A 17,918-nucleotide genomic window follows, 5' to 3' on the forward strand; every position below is an offset into this window, starting at 1 on the left:
CTCGTCCCGCGCGGCGGCCGACGCCGACGATCGAATAGCCTTGCCCGGCTCATGTTCGGCAAGATCCTGATCGCCAACCGTGGCGAGATCGCCATCCGCGTCATCCGTGCCTGTGAGGAGCTGGGGATCAAGACGGTCGCCGTCTACTCCGAGCTCGATCGCGACGCGCTCCACGTGCAGCGGGCAGACGAGGCGTACCTGCTCGGCCCGGCGGAGGCGTCCGCCAGCTACCTGAACGTCGACCGGATCATCGAGGTCGTCAAGGAGTCGGGGGCGGAGGCCGTCCATCCCGGCTACGGCTTCCTGGCCGAGAACGCGCCCTTCGCCCAGCGGCTGGCCGACGAGGGGATCGTCTTCATCGGTCCGCCGGCGTCGGCGATCGACGCGATGGGCTCGAAGACGAAGGCCCGCGAGCTGATGCAGGCCGCGGGCGTCCCGATCGTCCCGGGCACCACCGACTCGGTCGACACCTACGAGGACGCGCTGCGGATCGCCAAGGAGGAGATCGGCTACCCGGTCGCCGTCAAGGCGGCGTCGGGCGGCGGCGGCAAGGGCTTCCGGGTCGCGCTGACCGAGGACAAGCTGAAGGACGCCTACGAGGGCGCCTCGCGCGAGGGCGAGAAGTTCTTCTCCGACGGCACGGTCTACCTGGAGCGGTACCTGCCGAACCCGCGCCACGTCGAGGTCCAGATCATCGCCGACACCCACGGCAACGTGATCCACCTGGGCGAGCGCGACTGCTCGATCCAGCGCCGCCACCAGAAGCTGATCGAGGAGGCCCCGGCGCCGCCGTGGGTCGTCGACGAGGAGCTGCGGGCGAAGATCGGCGAGATCGGCATCAACGCCGCCAAGGCCGTCAACTACGTCGGTGCGGGCACGATCGAGGGCATGCTCCAGGACGGGGAGTACTTCTTCCTCGAGATGAACACCCGCGTGCAGGTCGAGCACTGCGTGACCGAGATGGTCACCGGCATCGACATCGTCAAGCAGGGCATCAAGGCCGCCGCCGGCCAGCCGCTCGACTACAAGCAGGAGGACGTCGTCCTCCGCGGGCACGCGATCGAGGCCCGGATCAACGCCGAGTCGGCGCCGATGAACTTCGCCCCGACCCCGGGCGCGATCGGCGACTACCTGGAGCCCTCGGGTCCCGGCGTCCGCGTCGACTCCGGCGTCGGTGCCGGTGGCGTCGTCTCGCCCCAGTACGACCCGATGGTCGCCAAGCTGATCGTCTGGGACGCCGACCGCGAGCAGGCCACCCAGCGGATGCTGCGGGCCCTGGACGAGTACAAGATCGAGGGCCTGACGACCCTGATCCCCTTCCACCAGAAGATCTTCGCGACCGAGAACTGGGCCAAGGCCTCGACCTGCTCCGAGCTGCTCGAGGACAAGGAGTGGCTGAAGTCGACCGCTCCCGCCGAGCCGGTCGTCCCGATCGACCAGGACGAGGACGAGACGGTCACCCGCGACTACACCGTCGAGGTCTCGGGCCGCAAGTTCGACGTCAAGGTCCACGGCGCCGCCTTCGGTCCGGTCGCCTCCGCCAACGGGGCCGGCGCGGCCCCGGGCAAGAAGGCCAAGCGCTCCGAGCGCAAGAAGTCCGGCGGCGCCGGCGCGGACGACCTGCCCTCCCCGATCCAGGGCAACATGTGGAAGGTCGTCGCCAAGGAGGGGCAGGAGGTCGCCGAGGGCGATCTGATCTGCATCATCGAGGCGATGAAGATGGAGAACGAGATCACCGCCCACAAGGCCGGCACGATCACCACGCTCGCCGCCAAGGAGGGCGAGCCGATCAACACCGGCGACCTGATCGCGACGATCAAGGGCGCCGAGGCGGCCGAGTAGCCCGCGGGCGCTCACCCGATCTGCTTCGCGAACGGCGCCCGGCGGGCGCCGTTCGTCGTTCTGGGGCTCCGCCCCACCCCTTGACGGATCCACCGATCGGCGTATTGTTGAGTACGCAACAAATCTCCCTCCGAACCGAATCGGGGACACCATGCAGATCGACGGCATCCACCACATCTCCACCATGACGGCCGACGGCCGAGCGGCGACCGAGTTCGCCACCGGGGTCCTCGGTCTGCGCCTGGCGGCCAAGACGGTCAACCAGGACGCGCCCGACATGTACCACCTGTTCTTCACCGACGAGGACGCGCAGCCGGGCTCCGACCTCACCATGTTCGAGATGCGGGGGTTGCCGAAGGGCCGCGCCGGGGCCGGGATGGTCCACCGGATCGTCTACCGGGTCGCCGACGCCGCGGCGCTCGACTTCTGGGCCGCGCGGCTCGATCGCTACGGCCTGCCCAACCGTCGCGACGGCGAGACGCTGCTGTTCGAGGATCCCGAGGGCCTCGGCTTCCAGCTCGTGATCGACGACAGCGGCGACCCGCCGCTGCGCGCCCGCCATCCCCAGATCCCCGACGAGGTCGCCCTGCTCGGCTTCGGCGGCGTCCGGATCCACAGCCGCACGCAGGAGCGGTCGGCCGCCGTCCTCACCGACGTGCTCGGCGCCACCGCCCTCGACGGCGACCGCTACGAGCTGCGCAGCGACCGTCGCGGCGGGATCGTGACCTTCGACGCGCCGCCGGCCGCGCGGGCCCTCCAGGGCGCCGGCACCGTCCACCACGTCGCCTTCGGCATCCGCGAGGCCGACTACACCGCCTGGGATCCGCACGTCGTCCAGTCCGGCCTGCACACCTCGGGCCTGGTCGATCGCCACTACTTCCACTCGATCTACTTCCGCGAGCCGGGCGGCGTGCTCTACGAGCTGGCCACCGACGAGCCGGGCTTCGAGGCCCGCAACCCGAAGGACGAGTGGGGCCGCAAGATCATCCTGCCGCCCTGGCTGGAGTCCCAGCGGGCCCAGGTCGAGGCGCACCTGCAGCCGATCCCCGACCCGCGCGAGGAGTGGGACCCGGCCTTCCTGGCCGGGGCGTCCGCCTAGCGCGCAGCCCCCGAACGACCACCGGCCGGCCCCCTCGCGGGAGCCGGCCGGTCGGCAGCGGGCGGGCGGCGCGGCGGCCGCGCGACCTCAGCCGTCGCAGAGGTCCTTGAACAGGTCGGCCAGGCCCAGCACCGAGAGGCCGTCGACCCGCACGCTGAGGTTGGCCGCGTCGCAGGTCAGGTGACCGTCCTTGGCGTGGGTCTCGTACGGCGGCGCCTGGAACTTGTCGAGGTCCTGCAGCAGGTTGAACATCGGCTCGACCCGTCCCTTGATCTTCAGGGGCGAGACCCGCTGGCCGTTCTTCCAGCCGGCGCCGACGATCGTCTCCTTGTCGGTCCGCTTGTTCTCGACCGCCAGCCGCCGCACGGCCAGCCCGGTCGCGCTGTCGATCCGCATGTGGAGCATCAGGATGTTGTCCTCGAGCGGCCCGTCACCGCTGCTGTTGCGCTGGATCGTGTCGCCGGAGAAGACCGCGAACGTGACGTCCTTCAGCTCCAGGTCGTCGAGCGTCAGGCGGTTGCTGGCGGACCGGTCGAGGCAGTCGTCGTAGACCCCGCCGTTCGGGTTCCCGTCGTCGTCGGTCGGCGGCAGGCAGATCCAGCCGTTGAGCTTCAGCGGCCCGCTGGCGGTGGTCGTGAGCGAGGTGACGCCGGTGTCGAACCGGACCTCCTTGTCGCGGATCGAGAACCGCAGGATGTACGGCAGGCACTGGTGGTCGCCGGCGACGCAGACGTCGGCCGAGGCCGGCAGGTCGCTCACGTCCAGGTCGGTGCCGAGCTTCTCGGTCGACACCTGGACCTTCAGATCGGTGCCCGGCTCGTTGCTGCGCCAGCCGATCCGCATCCCCTTGCGGTCGAGGAGGGTGAACTCCTGCGTCCGCTTGAGGTCGCTGGCGTTGACCCGGATCAGCGAGCGGTCGACGCCGATCCCGCTGCGCAGCTCGATGTCGAGCGGCGCCGGGTTGCGGGCGAAGCCGGTCTTGACCGCCAGCTTGTCGTCCGCGGTGCCCGAGCTGCCCGGCAGGGTCAACCGGGCCGACTCGAGGCCGGGCAGCAGGCGACCCTGGACATGGAGGCCGGTGCGCTTGTCGAACCGCAGCTTGTTGCGACCGCCCTCGGGCAGCGCCTCCCAGGGGGCGCCGACGTCCCACAGCTCGACGTCGACCCGTCCCAGCTCGCCGTTCGGCGTCAGCCCGATCGTGGTCGGATCGCTGGCCTGCGCGGGCTTCGGCATGTCGACCGTGAGCTCGGTCGGGATCTGCTCGATCGTGGCCCGGACGTTCTGCGGCTTGCCCGTCAGGTCCTCGCCCGGCTTGCCCTGGGGCAGGTTGCGGGCGTCGATCGCGACCTTCGGGATCTTCGTCGACGACGTGAAGTGGATCCGCTCGGCGTCGAGGTCGAGGGTCATGTCGTCGGGGATGTCGTCGATCCGACCGGTCAGGTTCAGCGGCCGCTCGGTCGCGTCGTCGGGCTTGTCGGCCTGGACGTCCAGATCGACGTCCTGGCGCTCGTTCCCGGCCAGCGGCCCCAGGTGCAGCTCGGCCGCGACCCGGGTCGACTTCTCGTCCGGCTTCGTCGGGTCGGGCGCGTAGCTCTTCAGCCCGATCTTGCCGCCGCTGATCTCGAACAGCTGGGCGGCGATCGCGAACTGGCCGGGCAGCTTGCGCAGCGCGACCTTCGCCTGGCCGTCGACCAGCTCCGGCGCCGTGGTGGTGCCGTCGGTGATCTTGGCCTTGATGCTGCCGACGCGTTCGTCGGTCGAGACGTCGACGCCGTCGTCGAAGCCCTCGGCCGGCTTGAACCCGACCGTCACCTCCTTCGGCAGCCGCTCGATCCGCGCGTCGATCTTGCGCGCCTCGCCGAACAGCGGCGACGCGGACTCGACCCGGGCGCCGAGGCTGTCGATCGGGGCGCTGGCGTCGTAGGTGATCGCGCCGTTGGGCCGGTCGAAGGTCACCCGCACGTCGTCGGGGATCGTCGACAGGTCACCGTCGAAGCAGACGCCGGCCGTCGGTCGCGTCGCGGGATCGCCGTCGGCACAGGCCGGGTCGGCGGCGTAGCGGACCACGATCGGCTGCGCGGCCACCTGCAGGTGCGCGTCGAGCTTCTGCAGCTCGTCCTTGGTGGTGCCGTCGCCCTGCTGGACCGGCGCCTCGGTGATCGCGACGTGGGCCTGTCGCAGGCCCTTGATCCGGGCGTGGGCGACGAACGCGGCCGGCGTGTTCACCAGGTCGACGCCCTGCTCGCCGGCGGCCAGGCCACCGTCGGGGCCGCTGGTCAGCAGCACCTCCGCGTTGCCGATCGGCGTGTCGGTCGTCAGGTCGACCCCGCCGCCGCCCGGCGCCGCGACGACGTCGGCCTTCGCGGGCAGCCCCTGGATCGTGCCGCGGATCCGGGTGGCCCGACCGAGCAGCGGCTTCGGGTCGGTCGCCGGGTCGCCGTCGGTGTCGAGTGCCTTCGCGTCGACGGTGATCGTGTCGATCGTGCCGCCGGAGGCGTCGTAGTTGACGCGGCCCTCGCGCGGGAGGAAGCCGAGGTGCAGCTCGCCGGGAACGTCGCGGACGGTGGCCGCGGCGGTGATGTCGTCGCTGCGGTAGCGGAGGGCCAGCGGCTGCTGGGCCATCTGCAGGCTGCCGCGCAGCGCGGTCATCTCGTCCTGGCCGTTGCGGTCGATCTCGACCTGGGCGCCGCGGAAGCCGTTGATCCGGCCGTGGGCGACGAACCGCTCGGTCGTGTCGACGATGTCGGCGCCGGTCTCGTCTGGCGCCAGGCCGCCGTCGGGGCCGCTGGAGAGCAGCGCCTCGATCTGGCCGATCGCCGCCGTCGTGCGGAGGTCGATGCCGCCGTTCTCGGGTCGGATGACGATCTCGGCCTTCGGCGGCAGGTCGCGGATCGTGCCGTCGACGCGGGTCGCGCGGCCGATGAACGGCTTGTTGCCGGTCGCGGTCACCGAGATCCGCTGGATCGCCTCGCCGAAGGCGTCGTAGTTCACCGTGCCCTTGCGCGGCGAGAAGCCGATCCGCAGGTGCTTCGGCAGGTCGCGGATCTGGGCCTGCGCGTCGATCCCGTCGCTGCCGCGGTAGCGGAGGTCGATCGGCTGGGTGGCCAGCTCGACGTCACCGCGGAAGCCGTCGAAGGCGCCCTGCTGATCCTTGTCGATCGCGAGCTTGACCGCCTGCAACCCCTCGACGCGGGCGTGGGCGACGAACCGCTCGTCGGTGTCGACGATGTCGGCGCCGAGCTGGTCCGGCTCGAGACCGCCGTCGGGACCGGACGAGAGCAGCGCCTCGACCTGGCCGATCGGCGCGGTGGTGCGGAGGTCGATCCCGCCGCTGCCGGGGGTGATCGCGATGTCGGCCTTCGGCGGTAGGTCGCGGATCGTGCCGTCGACCCGGATCGCCCGGCCGATCAGCGGCTGGGGCGCGGTGGCCTTGGCGGTGATCTGCTGGATCGTCTCGCCGAAGGCGTCGTAGTTGATGGTCCCCGTCGACGGCGCGAACCGGAAGCCGATCTTGCGCGGTAGGTCGGAGACCTGGCCCGCCACGTCCAGCTCGGGCGTGTTCACCACCGCGTCGAGCGGCTTGCGGGGACCGTTGCCGAGCTGGAGGTTGGCGACGATCCCGTCGGCGGCGTCGAAGCTGGCGCTCTGGAGGTCGTCGATCCGGCCGGCGAACGAGTGCACGGGGCCGTCGGTCTGGACGTTGACGTACGGGTGGTCCTTGGCCAGCAGCTGCGGGTCGCCGTTGGCGAAGCCGGCCTCGACCGAGCCGAGGGTGCCGCCGGTGGCCGTGAAGCTGCCGCTCTTGGCGCTGGTCTGCTCGACCGTCATCCCGGTCGGCAGGCCGTGGGCCTTGGCCACGACCTTCGTGTCGACGGCGCCGTCGACACGGTCGACGTAGCGGGCGGCGACGTCCTCGACCGGGGCGCTGGCGGCGTAGACGATCTTGCGCTGGTCGGGACCGAGGTCGTCGAAGGCCACCTGCAGCGTCTCGGGCAGCGGGCCGACGTGGACGTCGATCTCCTTGCGGGAGGGGCCGTCCTCCAGCTCGGCGCTGGCGTCGAGGGTGGTCGGGGTGCCGGAGCCGGCGCGGACCACCGTGCGGGTCGGCCCCAGGCTCAGGCCCATCCGCGAGAGCGACGGGGCGGGGGCGAACTTCAACCGCGCGCCCATCGGGCTGGTGCGGCGATCGGCGCTGCCGTCGTAGAGGCCGCCTAGCGTCGTCAGCTCGGGGCCGGCACCGGTCTGGGTGACGCGGATGTCGATGTCGGTCGTGCCCTCGGCCGTCTTCGGCAGCTCGGCCGTCGCGGTCCAGCGCTGCGGCGCGCGCGAGTTGCGGGCGTCGTAGCCGACGTTGATGTGCTCGCGCGGAATCCCACCGTTGAGCGGATCGTCGATCAGCGCCTCGACCTGGAGCGGCAGCTCGGCCTTCTCCCCGGGCAACCGCTCGATCCGGATCTCGAACTTCTTGAGGTTGATGACGCTGATCGTGCCGATCACGTCCGGCTCGGGGTCGGCGTCGACGTTGAGCTTCGTCGGCACCGCGACCAACGCGAGCTGCTTGCGCACGATCTCGCCGCTGGGCGTCTTCAGCTTCGTCACGAACTGGTAGTCGACCGCGTTGTCGCCGCAGCCGACCGTCTCCAGCGTCGCGACCGAGGCACCGAGGACCGGCTTGAGCACGTCGACCACGCCCTGCGTCAGCGGACAGGTGACGGTCTTGACCTCGTCGAAGAGCTGCTTCTGGCCGGTCAGCACCCCGACCAGATCGAGCTTCGTCACGGCCGTCAGCGTCTCCGCCAATCCGAGGAACGACCGCGGTCGCGCCGCCTCCGCTCCCGCCGGTAGCGTCAACGCCGTCGTCGCTGCGACCGCAGCCATCGCTGCGGCCCATCTCCTGCCTGGCATCGAATGCCCCCCATCTCTCTTGACCGGGCGGCAGGCTAGTGCGAGTTCGCCAGCGATCGAAACAGTGAGACCCCCCTGTGCTACCCCGCATGTTTGGCCGCGGAACGCCGAACGGCCGGCCCGCGGGAAGTGCGGACCGGCCGTTCGGGTGTGGTCACCGGCCCACGGGCCGGGGTCGGTGGCGGATCAGCCGCAGACGCCCGTCACCCAGCCGGCCGCGGGGAAGATGTTCGTCGTCCCCAGGATCGGCAGCTGGACGGTCGTCACCAGGTGCGACGCGCCGCAGTTGATCTTGTTCGTCGAGTCCTCGACCGTCGGCGGGAAGCTCAGGTCCGCCAGCAGCGTGAACTGCGGCGGCAGGCCCGGCGCGCGCGGGATCGCGTAGAGCGGCTGACCCTCGCGGACGTAGTTCGGGTGCGATCCCGTCCAGCCCGCGCGGATGATGTTCAGCTTGCCCGCCGTCGTGTTGCGGATGTTGATGTTCCGCGCCCGGATGCCCGCCCCGTCGGTGACGAGGTGGAGCAGCAGCAGGTCGTCCTCCTCGGGACCGTCGCCGTCTTCGTTGCGCTGCGGCGTGTCGCCGGTGAAGACGCCGAAGGTCATGCTCTGGACCTCGAGCTGATCCAGCTCGACCCGGTTCCGGGCGTTGCCGTCGATGCAGGAGTCGTAGACCGCGCCGTTCGGGTTGCCGTCGTCGTCGGTCGGCGTCAGGCAGATCTGGCCGCTGATGTTCAGCGGACCGTTCGCCTGCGTGCGGACCGTCGTCGACAGCGGCACCTCGACCAGCTTGCCGTTGAGCGGGAACCGGCTCATCACGTAGCCGTTCAGGCAGTCGTCCTCGCCGACGGCGCAGATGAAGGCCTCCGTCGGCAGGTCGGAGATGTCCAGGTTGGTCCCGACCTTCTCGGTCGAGACGCCCAGGTGGACGTCCGTGCCCGGCTCGTTCGAGGCCCAGTTCACCCGCAGCCCCTTGCGGTCGATGAACTGGAACTCCTGCTCGGTCTTCAGCTCGCTGGCGGTCAGCTCGACCCGCGAGCGGTCGATCCCGAGCCCGCTCCGCATCACCACGTCGAGCGGCGCCGGGTCGGCCGCGAACTTCGTCCTCACCTTCAGCTTGCCGGTCTCGGCGCCGTCACCGCTCGGCAGCGTCAGCGTCGCCTCGCGGAGGCCGGCCAGCAGCCGTCCCTGCACGTGCAGGTTGTCCGCCCGCTTGTCGAAGTCGAGCTTGTTGCGCCCGTCCTCCGGCAGCGCGGCCCGCGGACCGCCGACGTCCCACAGCTCGAAGTCGATCCGGCCGAGCGCCGAATTCGGGCTGATGACCAGCTTCTTCAGGTCGACCGTCAGCTCGGTCGGGATCTGCTCGATCGTCGCCTTGACGTTCTGGGGCTTGCCCTTCAGATCCTCGCCCGGCTTGCCCTGGGGCAGGTTCCGCGCGTCGATCGTGACCCTCGGGATCTTCGTCGACGAGGTGAACTTCACCTGGTCCGCGTCGAGGTTGAGGGTCATGTCGTCGGGGATGCCGTCGATCCGGCCGGTCAGGTTGAGCGGCTGGTCGACCGCGTCGCCCGGCTTGTCGGCCTGGAAGTCGAGGTCGACGTCCTGGCGCGAGCCGTCGGGACGCGGCCCGAGGTGCAGCTCGGCGGCGACCCGGGTCGAGGTCTCCTCTGGCTTCGACTGGTCGGGCGCGTAGCTCTTCAGCCCGACCTTGCCGCCGGCGATCTCGTAGAGCTGGGCGGCGATCGCGAACTGGCCGGGCAGCTTGCGCAGGCCGACCTTCGCCTGGCCGTCGACCAGCGCCGGCGCCTCGGTGGTGCCGTCGGTGATCTTGGCCTTGATCCGGCCGACGCGCTCGTCGGTCGAGACGTCGACGCCGTCGTCGAAGCCCTCGGCCGGCTTGAACCCGACCGTGACCTTCTTCGGCAGCCGGTCGATCCGCGCGTCGATCTTCCTGGCCTCGCCGAACAGCGGCGTGCCCGACTCGACCCGGGCGCCGAGGCTGTCGATCGGGGCGCTCGCGTCGTAGGTGATCGCGCCGGCCGGCCGGTCGAACGTCACGTGGACGTCGTCCGGGACCGCCGACAGGTCACCGTCGAAGCAGACCCCCGCGGTCGGCCGCGTCGCCGGATCGGCGTCGGTGCAGGCCGCGTCGGCGGCGTAGCGGACGGCGATCGGCTGGGCGGCGACGTTCAGCCGCGCGTCGAGCTTCTGCAGCTCGTTCTTCGTGGTCCCGTCCTCCTGCTGGACCGGTGCCTCGGTGATCGCGACGTGCGCCTGCCGCAGACCCTTGATCCGGGCGTCCGCGACGAAGGCCGCCGGCGTGTTCACCAGGTCGACGCCCAGCTCGTCCGGCTTCAGCCCGCCGGCGGGACCGCTGGTCAGCAGCACGTCCGCCTGGCCGATCGGCGCGTCGGTCGTCAGGTCGACCCCGCCGCCGCCCGGCGCCGCGACGACGTCGGCCTTCGCCGGCAGGCCGCGGATCGTGCCGGCGACGCGGGTCGCGCGGCCGAGCAGCGGCTTGGGACCGGTCGCCGGATCGGCGTCCGCGTCGAGCGCCTTCGCGTCGACCGTGATCGTGTCGATCGTGCCGCCGTGGGCGTCGTACGAGATCTTGCCCTCGCGCGGCAGGAAGCCGATCTCCAGCTGCTCGGGCACGTCGACGATCCCGGCCGAGGCCTGGATGTCGTCCGAGCGGTAGCGCAGCGCCAGCGGCTGCTTGCCGATCCGAAGCGTTCCGTGCAGGCGCGACATCTCCAGGACCGTCTCGCCGGTCGGGCTCGTCACCGGCGTCTTGTCGATCGCCAGCTTCGCCTGCTGCAGGCCCTCGATCCGGGCGTGCGCGACGAACTCCTTCTTGGTGTCGACGACGTCGGCGCCGAGCTCGTCCGGCTGCAGTCCGCCGTCCGGGCCGCTGGAGAGCAGCGCCTCGGCGCGACCGATCGGCGCGGTGGTCCCGAGCTCGATCCCGTTGCCGCCCGGCGTGATCGCGATGTCGGCCTTCGGCGGCAGGTCGCGGATCTCGCCCTCGACGCGGGTCGCGCGGCCGACGAGCGGCTGGGGCGCGGTGGCCTTGGCGGTGATCCGCTGGATCGTCTCGCCGAAGGCGTCGTAGTTGATGGTGCCGGTGGCCGGGGCGAACCGGAAGCCGATCTTGCGCGGCAGGTCCGAGACCTCGGCGTTCAGGTCCAGATCGGGGGTGTTCACCACGGCGTCGAGCGGCTTGCGCGGGCCGTCGCCGAGCTGGAGGTTGGCGACGATGCCGTCGGCGGCGTCGAAGCTGGCGCTCTGGAGGTCGTCGATCCGGCCGGCGAAGGACTGGACCGGGCCGTCGGTCTGGACGTTGACGTAGGGGTGGTCGCGGTCGAGCAGCTGCGGGTCGCCGTTGGCGAAGCCCGCTTCGACCGAGCCGAGCGTGCCGCCGGTGGCCGTGAAGCTGCCGCTCTTGGCGCTGGTCTGCTCGACCGTCATCCCGGTCGGCAGGCGGCGCGCGTTGGCGACGACCTTGGTGGTGACGGCGCCGCCCGCGGTGTCGGTGTACGTCGCGCCGACGCGGTCGACGGGGGCGCTGGCCTGGTAGGTGATCTTGCGGCGGTCGGGCCCGAGGTCGTCGAGCGCGAACGAGAGCGTCTCGGGCAGCGCGTTGAGCTGGACGCCGATGTCCTTGCGGCTGGTGCCGTCGTCGAGCACCGCCGTAGCGTCGAGCGCGGTCGGCGTGCCCGATCCGGCGCGGACCACCGTGCGGGTGGGTCCGAAGCTGAGGCCGACGCGCGACAGCGACGGGGCCGGCGCGAACTTCAGGCGGCCACCCATCGGGCGCGTGCGCCGATCGGCGCTGCCGTCGTAGAGGCCGCCGAGCGTCGTCAGCTCGGGGCCGGCGCCGGTCTGGGTGACGCGGATGTCGATGTCGGTCGTGCCCTCGGCCGTCTTCGGCAGCTCGGCCGTCGCGGTCCAGCGCTGCGGCGCGCGGGTGCTGCGAGCGTCGTAGCCGACGTTGATGTGCTCGCGCGGGATCCCGCCGTTGAGCGGATCGTCGATCAGCGCCTCGACCTGGAGCGGCAGCTCGCTCTTCTCGTCCGGCAGCCGTTCGATCCGGATCTCGAACTTGGAGAGGTTGATGACGCTGATCGTGCCGATCACGTCGGGCTCGGGATCGGCGTCGACGTTGAGCTTCGTCGGCACCGCGACGAGCGCGAGCTGCTTGCGCACGATCTCGCCGCTGGGCGTCTTCAGCTTCGTCACGAACTGGTAGTCGACCGCGTTGTCGCCGCAGCCGATCGTCTCCAGCGTCCCCACCGAGGCGCCGAGCACGGGCTTCAGCACGTCGACCACGCCCTGGGTGAGCGGACAGGTGACGGTCTTGACCTCGTCGAAGGGCTGCTTCGCCCCGGTCAGCACGCCGACCAGGTCGAGCTTGGTCACGGCCGTCAGCGTCTCCGCCAACCCGAGGAACGAGCGCGGCCGGGCCGCGTCCGCTCCCGCTGGCAAGGCCAGCGTCGCTGCTGCGACCGCAGCCGTGGCTGCAGCCCAAGTCCTGCCTGGCATCAGAGGTCCCCCATCTCGCTTGACCGTCCGGCAGGCTAGTGCGGACGACCGAGGCCACGAAACGGTGAGCCGCCCCTAGGTTTACCCCGAACGCCGAACGGCCGGCCCGCAGGAAGCGCGGACCGGCCGTTGGGGTGTGGTCACCGGCCGTGGAGGCCGGAGGCGGTGGGGGATCAGCCGCAGACGTTGGTCACCCAGCTGGCCGCGGGGAAGATGTTGGTCGTCCCCAAGAGCGGCAGCTGGACGGTCGTCACCAGGTGCGACGCGCCGCAGTTGATCTTGTTCGTCGAATCCTCGATGCCGGGCGGCAGCGACAGGTCGGCGAGCATCGTGAACCGTGGCGGCAGACCGGGCGCCCGCGGGATCACCTTCAGCGCCTCGCCCTCGCGGACGTAGTTCGGGTGCGACCCCGTCCAGCCCGCGCGGATGATGTTGAGCTTGTCCGCGGTGGTGTTGCGGATGTTGATGTTGCGGGCCCGGATCCCGGTCGCGTCGGTGACGATGTGCAGCAGCAGCAGGTCGTCCTCCTCCGGACCGTCGCCGCTGCCGTTGCGCTGCGGCGTCTCGCCGGTGAAGACGCCGAAGGTCATGCTCTGGACCTCGAGCCGGTCGATCTCGACCCGGTTCTTGGCCGTGCCCTCGATGCACGAGTCATAGACGGCGCCGCTCGGCGTCCCGTGCTCGGTCGTCGGCACCAGGCAGATCTGACCGCTGATCTCGAACGGCTCGTTGGCCTGGGTGCGGACCGAGGTCGCCAGCGGCAGCTCGACCTGCTTCCCGTTGATCGGGAAGCGACCCATGATGTAGCCGTTCAGGCACTCCTGGCCGCCGGCGGCGCAGAAGAACGCCTGGGTCGGCAGGTCGGTGACGTCGACGTTGGTCCCGATCGCCTCCGTCGACACCCCCAAGTGGAGGTCGGTGCCCGGCTCGTTCGACGTCCAGTCGACCCGCAGGCCGTTGTGGTCGACGAACGCGAACTCCTGCTCCGTCTTGAGGTCGCTGGCCGTCAGCTCGACCCGCGACCGGTCGATGCCGATGCCGCTGCGCAGCACCAGATCGAGCGGCGCCGGGTTGGCCGCGAACTTCGTCTTCACCTTCAGCTTGCCCGCCACCGGACCGGTGCCGGACGGCAGCGTCAGCGTCGCCTCACGCAGGCCCGGCAGCAGCCGCCCCTGGATGTGGAGGCCGGTGCGCTTGTCGAACTCGAGCTTGTTGCGCCCGTCGGCCGGCAGCGCCGGACGCGGGGAGCCCGTGTCCCAGAGTTCGAAGTCGACCTGCCCGAGCGGCCCGTTCGGCGCGACGACCAGGTTCTTCAGGTCGACGTCGAGCAGGGTCGGGACGTCGGTGATCCGCGCCTTGACGTTCTGCGGCTTGCCCTTCAGGTCCTCGCCCGGCTTGCCCTGGGGCAGGTTGCGGGCGTCGACCACGACCTGCGGGATCTTCGTCGACGACGTGAACTTCAGGTGGTTCGCGTCGAGGTCGAGGGTCATGTCGTCGGGGATGTCGTCGATCCGGCCGGTCAGGTTGAGCGGCTGGTCGACGGCGTCGCCGGGCTTGTCGGCCTGGAAGTCCAGGTCGACGTCCTGGCGCTGGCCGCCGGGCAGCGCGCCCAGGTGCAGCTCGGCCGCGACCCGGGTCGACTTCTCCTCGGGCTTGGCGGGATCGGGCGCGTAGCTCTTCAGGCCCACGCGGCCGCCGGCGATCTCGTAGAGCTGGGCGGCGATCGCGAACTGGCCGGGCAGCTTGCGCAGCGCGACCTTCGCCTGGCCGTCGACCAGCTCGGGCGCGGCCGTCGCGCCGTCGGTGATCTTGGCCTTGATCCGCCCCACCCGCTCGTCGGTCGAGACGTCGACGCCGTCGTCGAAGCCCTCGGCCGGCTTGAACCCGACCGTCACCTTCTTCGGCAGCCGGTCGATCCGGGCGTCGATCTTCTTCGCGTCGCCGAACAGCGTCGTGCCGGAGTCGACCCGCGCGCCGAGGCTGTCGATCGGGGCACTGGCGTCGTAGGTGATCGAGCCGGCCGGGCGGTCGAACGTCACGTGGACGTCGTCCGGCACTGCGGTCAGATCGCCGTCGAAGCAGATCCCGGTCGTCGGTCCCGTGTTCGGATCCTCGTCGGCGCAGGCCGGATCGCCGGTGTAGCGGATCACCAGCGGCTGGGCGCCGACCTTCATCCGCGCGTCCAGCTTCTGCATCACGTCCTTGATCGAGCCGTCCTCCTGCTTGACCGGTGCCTTCTCGATCGCCAGCTTCGCGTCGCGCAGGCCGTCGATCCGGGCCTGGGCGACGAACGCGGCGTCGGTGTCGAGCACCGTCGCGCCGCGTTCACCGGCGGCCAGACCGCCGGCCGGACCGCTGCTCAGCAGCGCCTCGGCGCGGCCGATCGGCGCGCTCGTGCTCAGGTCGATCCCGCCGCCGCCGGGAGCGATGGTCAGGTCGGCCTTCGCCGGCAGGCCGCTGATCGCCCCCTCGATCCGGGTCGCGCGGCCGATCAGCGGCTTGCTGGCCGTGGCCTTGGCGGTGATCCGGTCGATCGTGGCGCCGTGCGCGTCGTAGGCGAACTTGCCCGTGCGCGGGGCGAAGCCGACGGTCACGTGCTCGGGCACGTCCTGGATCCCGGCGCTGGCGCTGATCTCATCGGCGGCGTAGCGCAGGACCACCGGCTGCTTGGCGATCTGGAGGTCGGCGTCGAGCTTCTGCAACTCGTCCTTGCTCTCGCCGCCCGGCTGCGGGACCGGCGCCTTGGCGACCGCCAGCGTCACCTCGCGCAGACCGTCGATCCGGGCGTGGGCGACGAACGCGTCCTGGCGATCGACGACGTCGGCACCGCGCTCGTCGGCCTTCAGACCGCCGTCGGGGCCGCTGGAGAGCAGCGCCTCAGCACGGCCGATCGGTGCGCTGGTGCGGAACGTGATCCCCGACGAGTCGGGGGCGATCGTCAGGTTCGCCTGCGGCGGCAGATCGCGGATCTCGCCCTCGACCCGCGAGGCCCGGCCGACGAGCGGCTTGCTCGACGTGGCCGCGACCGCGATCCGCTGGATCGTGTCGCCGTGGGCGTCGTAGTCGATCGTGCCCTTGCGGGGCGAGAACCCGATCTGGACGTGCTTCGGCAGGTCCTCGATCCGGGCGCTGGCCCGCAGGTCGTCGTTGCCGCGGTAGCGGAGCGCGATCGGCTGGGTCGACAGCTCCAGGTTGCCGCGGAGCCCGTCGAACTCGCCTTGGTCGGTCTTGTCGATCGCCACCTGGGCGGCGCGGAAGCCGTCGACCCGGCCGTGGGCGACGAACCGCTCGGTCGTGTCGACGATGTCGGCGCCGGTCTCGCCGGGGGCCAGGCCGCCGTCGGGGCCGCTGGAGAGCAGCGCCTCGATCTGGCCGATCGGCGCGGTGGTCCGCAGGTCGATGCCGCCGTTGCCGGGGCTGATCGTGACGTCGGCCTTCGGCGGCAGGTCGCGGATGGTGCCGTCGACGCGGGTCGCGCGGCCGATGAACGGCTTGTTGCCGGTCGCGGTCACCGAGATCCGTTGGATCGCCTCGCCGAAGGCGTCGTAGTTCACCGTGCCCTTGCGCGGCGAGAAGCCGATCCGCAGGTGCTTCGGCAGGTCGCGGACCTCGGCGCGGGCGTCGATCCCGTCGTTGCCGCGGTAGCGGAGGTCGATCGGCTGGGTGGCCAGCTCGACGTCACCCCGGAAGCCGTCGAACTCGCCCTGGTCGGTCTTGTCGATCTCGAGCTTGACCGCCTGCAGGCCCTTGACGCGGGCGTGGGCGACGAACCGCTCGGTCGTGTCGACGACGTCGGCGCCGAGCTGGTCGGGGGCCAGGCCGCCGTCGGGACCGGACGAGAGCAGCGCCTCGACCTGGCCGATCGGCGCCGTGGTGCGCAGATCGATCCCACCGCCGCCGGGGGTGATCGCGATGTCGGCCTTCGGCGGCAGGTCGCGGATCTCGCCCTCGACCCGGGTCGCGCGCCCGATCAGCGGTCGCGGCGCGGTCGCCTTGGCGCTGATCGCCTGGATCGTCTCGCCGAAGGCGTCGTAGTTGATCGTGCCGGTGGCCGGCGCGAAGCGGAAGCCGATGTGGCGGGGCAGGTCCGAGACCCGCGCGTTCACGTCCAGGTCGGGCGTGTTCACCACGGCGTCGAGCGGCTTGCGCGGCCCGTCACCCAGCTGCAGGTCGGCGACGATCCCGTCGGCGGCGTTGAAGCTGGCGCTGCGCAGGTCGTCGATCCGGCCGGCGAACGAGTGCACCGGGCCGTCGGTCTGGACGTTGACGTAGGGATGGTCGCGGTCGAGCAGCTGCGGATCGCCGTTGGCGAACCCGGCCTCGACCGACCCGAGCGTGCCGCCGCGGGCGGTGAAGCTGGCGCTGCGGGCGCTGGTCTGCTCGACGGTCATCCCGGTCGGCAGGCTGCGGGCCTTGGCCACGACCTTGGTCGTGACCGCGCCACCGACCGTGTCGGTGTAGGTGGCCGCCACGCGCTCGACCGGAGCGCTGGCCTCGTAGCCGATCGTGCGCCGGTCGGGGCCGAGGTCGTCGAGGGCGAAGGAGAGGGTCTCGGGCAGGGCGTTGAGCTGGACGCCGATGTCCTTGCGGCTGGTGCCGTCGTCGAGCACCGCCTCGGCGTCGAGCGCGGTCGGGGTGCCGGAGCCGGCGCGGACGACGGTGCGGGTGGGTCCGAAGCTGAGGCCGACGCGCGACAGCGAGGGGGCGGGCGAGAACTTCAGGCGGCCGCCCATCGGGCGCGTGCGGCGGTCGGCGGTGCCGTCGTAGAGGCCGCCGAGGGTGGTCAGCTCGGGGCCGGCGCCGGTCTGGGTGACGCGGATGTCGATGTCGGTCGTGCCCTGCGCCGTCTTCGGCAGCGTGGCGGTGGCGGTCCAGCGCTGTGGGGCGCGGGAGTTGCGGGCGTCGTAGCCGACGTTGATGTGCTGGCGGGGGATGCCGCCGTTGAGCGGGTCGTCGATCAGGGCCTCGATCTGGAGCGGCAGCTCGGCCTTCTCGCCGGGCAGGCGTTCGATCCGGATCTCGAACTTGCCGAGGTTGATGACGCTGATCGTGGCGATCACGTCGGGCTCGGGGTCGGCGTCGACGTTGAGCTTGGTCGGGACGGCGACCAGGGCGAGCTGCTTGCGGACGATCTCGCCGCTGCCGGTGCGCAGCTTGGTGACGAACTGATAGTCGACGACGTTGTCGCCGCAGCCGATCGTCTCCAGGGTCGCGACCGAGGCGCCGAGGACCGGCTTGAGCACGTCGACCACGCCCTGCGTCAGCGGACAGGTGACGGTCTTGACCTCGTCGAAGAGCTGCTTCTGGCCGGTCAGCACCCCGACCAGGTCGAGCTTCACGACCGCGGTCAGCGTCTCCGCCAACCCGAGGAACGACCGCGGTCGCGCCGCCTCCGCCCCCGCTGGTAGCGTCAGCGCGCCCGTCACCGCCGCCGCCGTCGCGGCTGCGACCCAACTCCTCCTGGCCATCTTGGTCCTTCCCCCCCGGTTGCTCGGTCCGGCGACCGTAGGCCGTCATTCGCTCGCGCGACCCC

The 17,918-nt window shown here is 71.3% G+C and carries 5 protein-coding genes; 2 read left to right on the forward strand and 3 right to left on the reverse strand.

The window, feature by feature from the left end; genetic code table 11:
• Positions 1-51 precede the first annotated feature (51 nt).
• Positions 52-1,842 carry an acetyl-CoA carboxylase biotin carboxylase subunit gene (locus tag SH587_RS00475; protein ID WP_320668573.1) on the forward strand — a complete coding sequence of 597 codons (1,791 nt, stop codon included), beginning with the start codon at positions 52-54 and terminating at the stop codon, positions 1,840-1,842.
• Between the two features lie 151 nt (positions 1,843-1,993).
• On the forward strand, positions 1,994-2,941 hold the full coding sequence (locus tag SH587_RS00480) for a VOC family protein (RefSeq protein WP_320668574.1): 948 nt from the start codon (positions 1,994-1,996) through the stop codon (positions 2,939-2,941).
• An 87-nt stretch (positions 2,942-3,028) separates the two neighbouring features.
• Here SH587_RS00480 and SH587_RS00485 read toward each other — a convergent pair whose 3' ends face one another.
• The 3 genes from SH587_RS00485 to SH587_RS00495 all read right to left on the reverse strand — a co-directional run bounded on the left by SH587_RS00485 (position 3,029) and on the right by SH587_RS00495 (position 17,853).
• Positions 3,029-7,720, reverse strand: a complete 4,692-nt coding sequence (locus SH587_RS00485) for a hypothetical protein (RefSeq protein WP_320668575.1) — start codon at positions 7,718-7,720, stop codon at positions 3,029-3,031.
• 312 nt (positions 7,721-8,032) lie between these two features.
• The gene (locus SH587_RS00490) at positions 8,033-12,262 is read right to left on the reverse strand and encodes a hypothetical protein (protein WP_320668576.1); all 4,230 of its coding nucleotides are present in this window, start codon (positions 12,260-12,262) and stop codon (positions 8,033-8,035) included.
• 296 nt (positions 12,263-12,558) lie between these two features.
• Positions 12,559-17,853, reverse strand: coding sequence for an RHS repeat domain-containing protein (locus SH587_RS00495; RefSeq protein ID WP_320668577.1), 5,295 nt, complete (start codon positions 17,851-17,853; stop codon positions 12,559-12,561).
• Positions 17,854-17,918 lie beyond the last annotated feature (65 nt).

This window comes from Patulibacter defluvii, assembly GCF_034096925.1.
Classification (GTDB): domain Bacteria; phylum Actinomycetota; class Thermoleophilia; order Solirubrobacterales; family Solirubrobacteraceae; genus Patulibacter; species Patulibacter defluvii.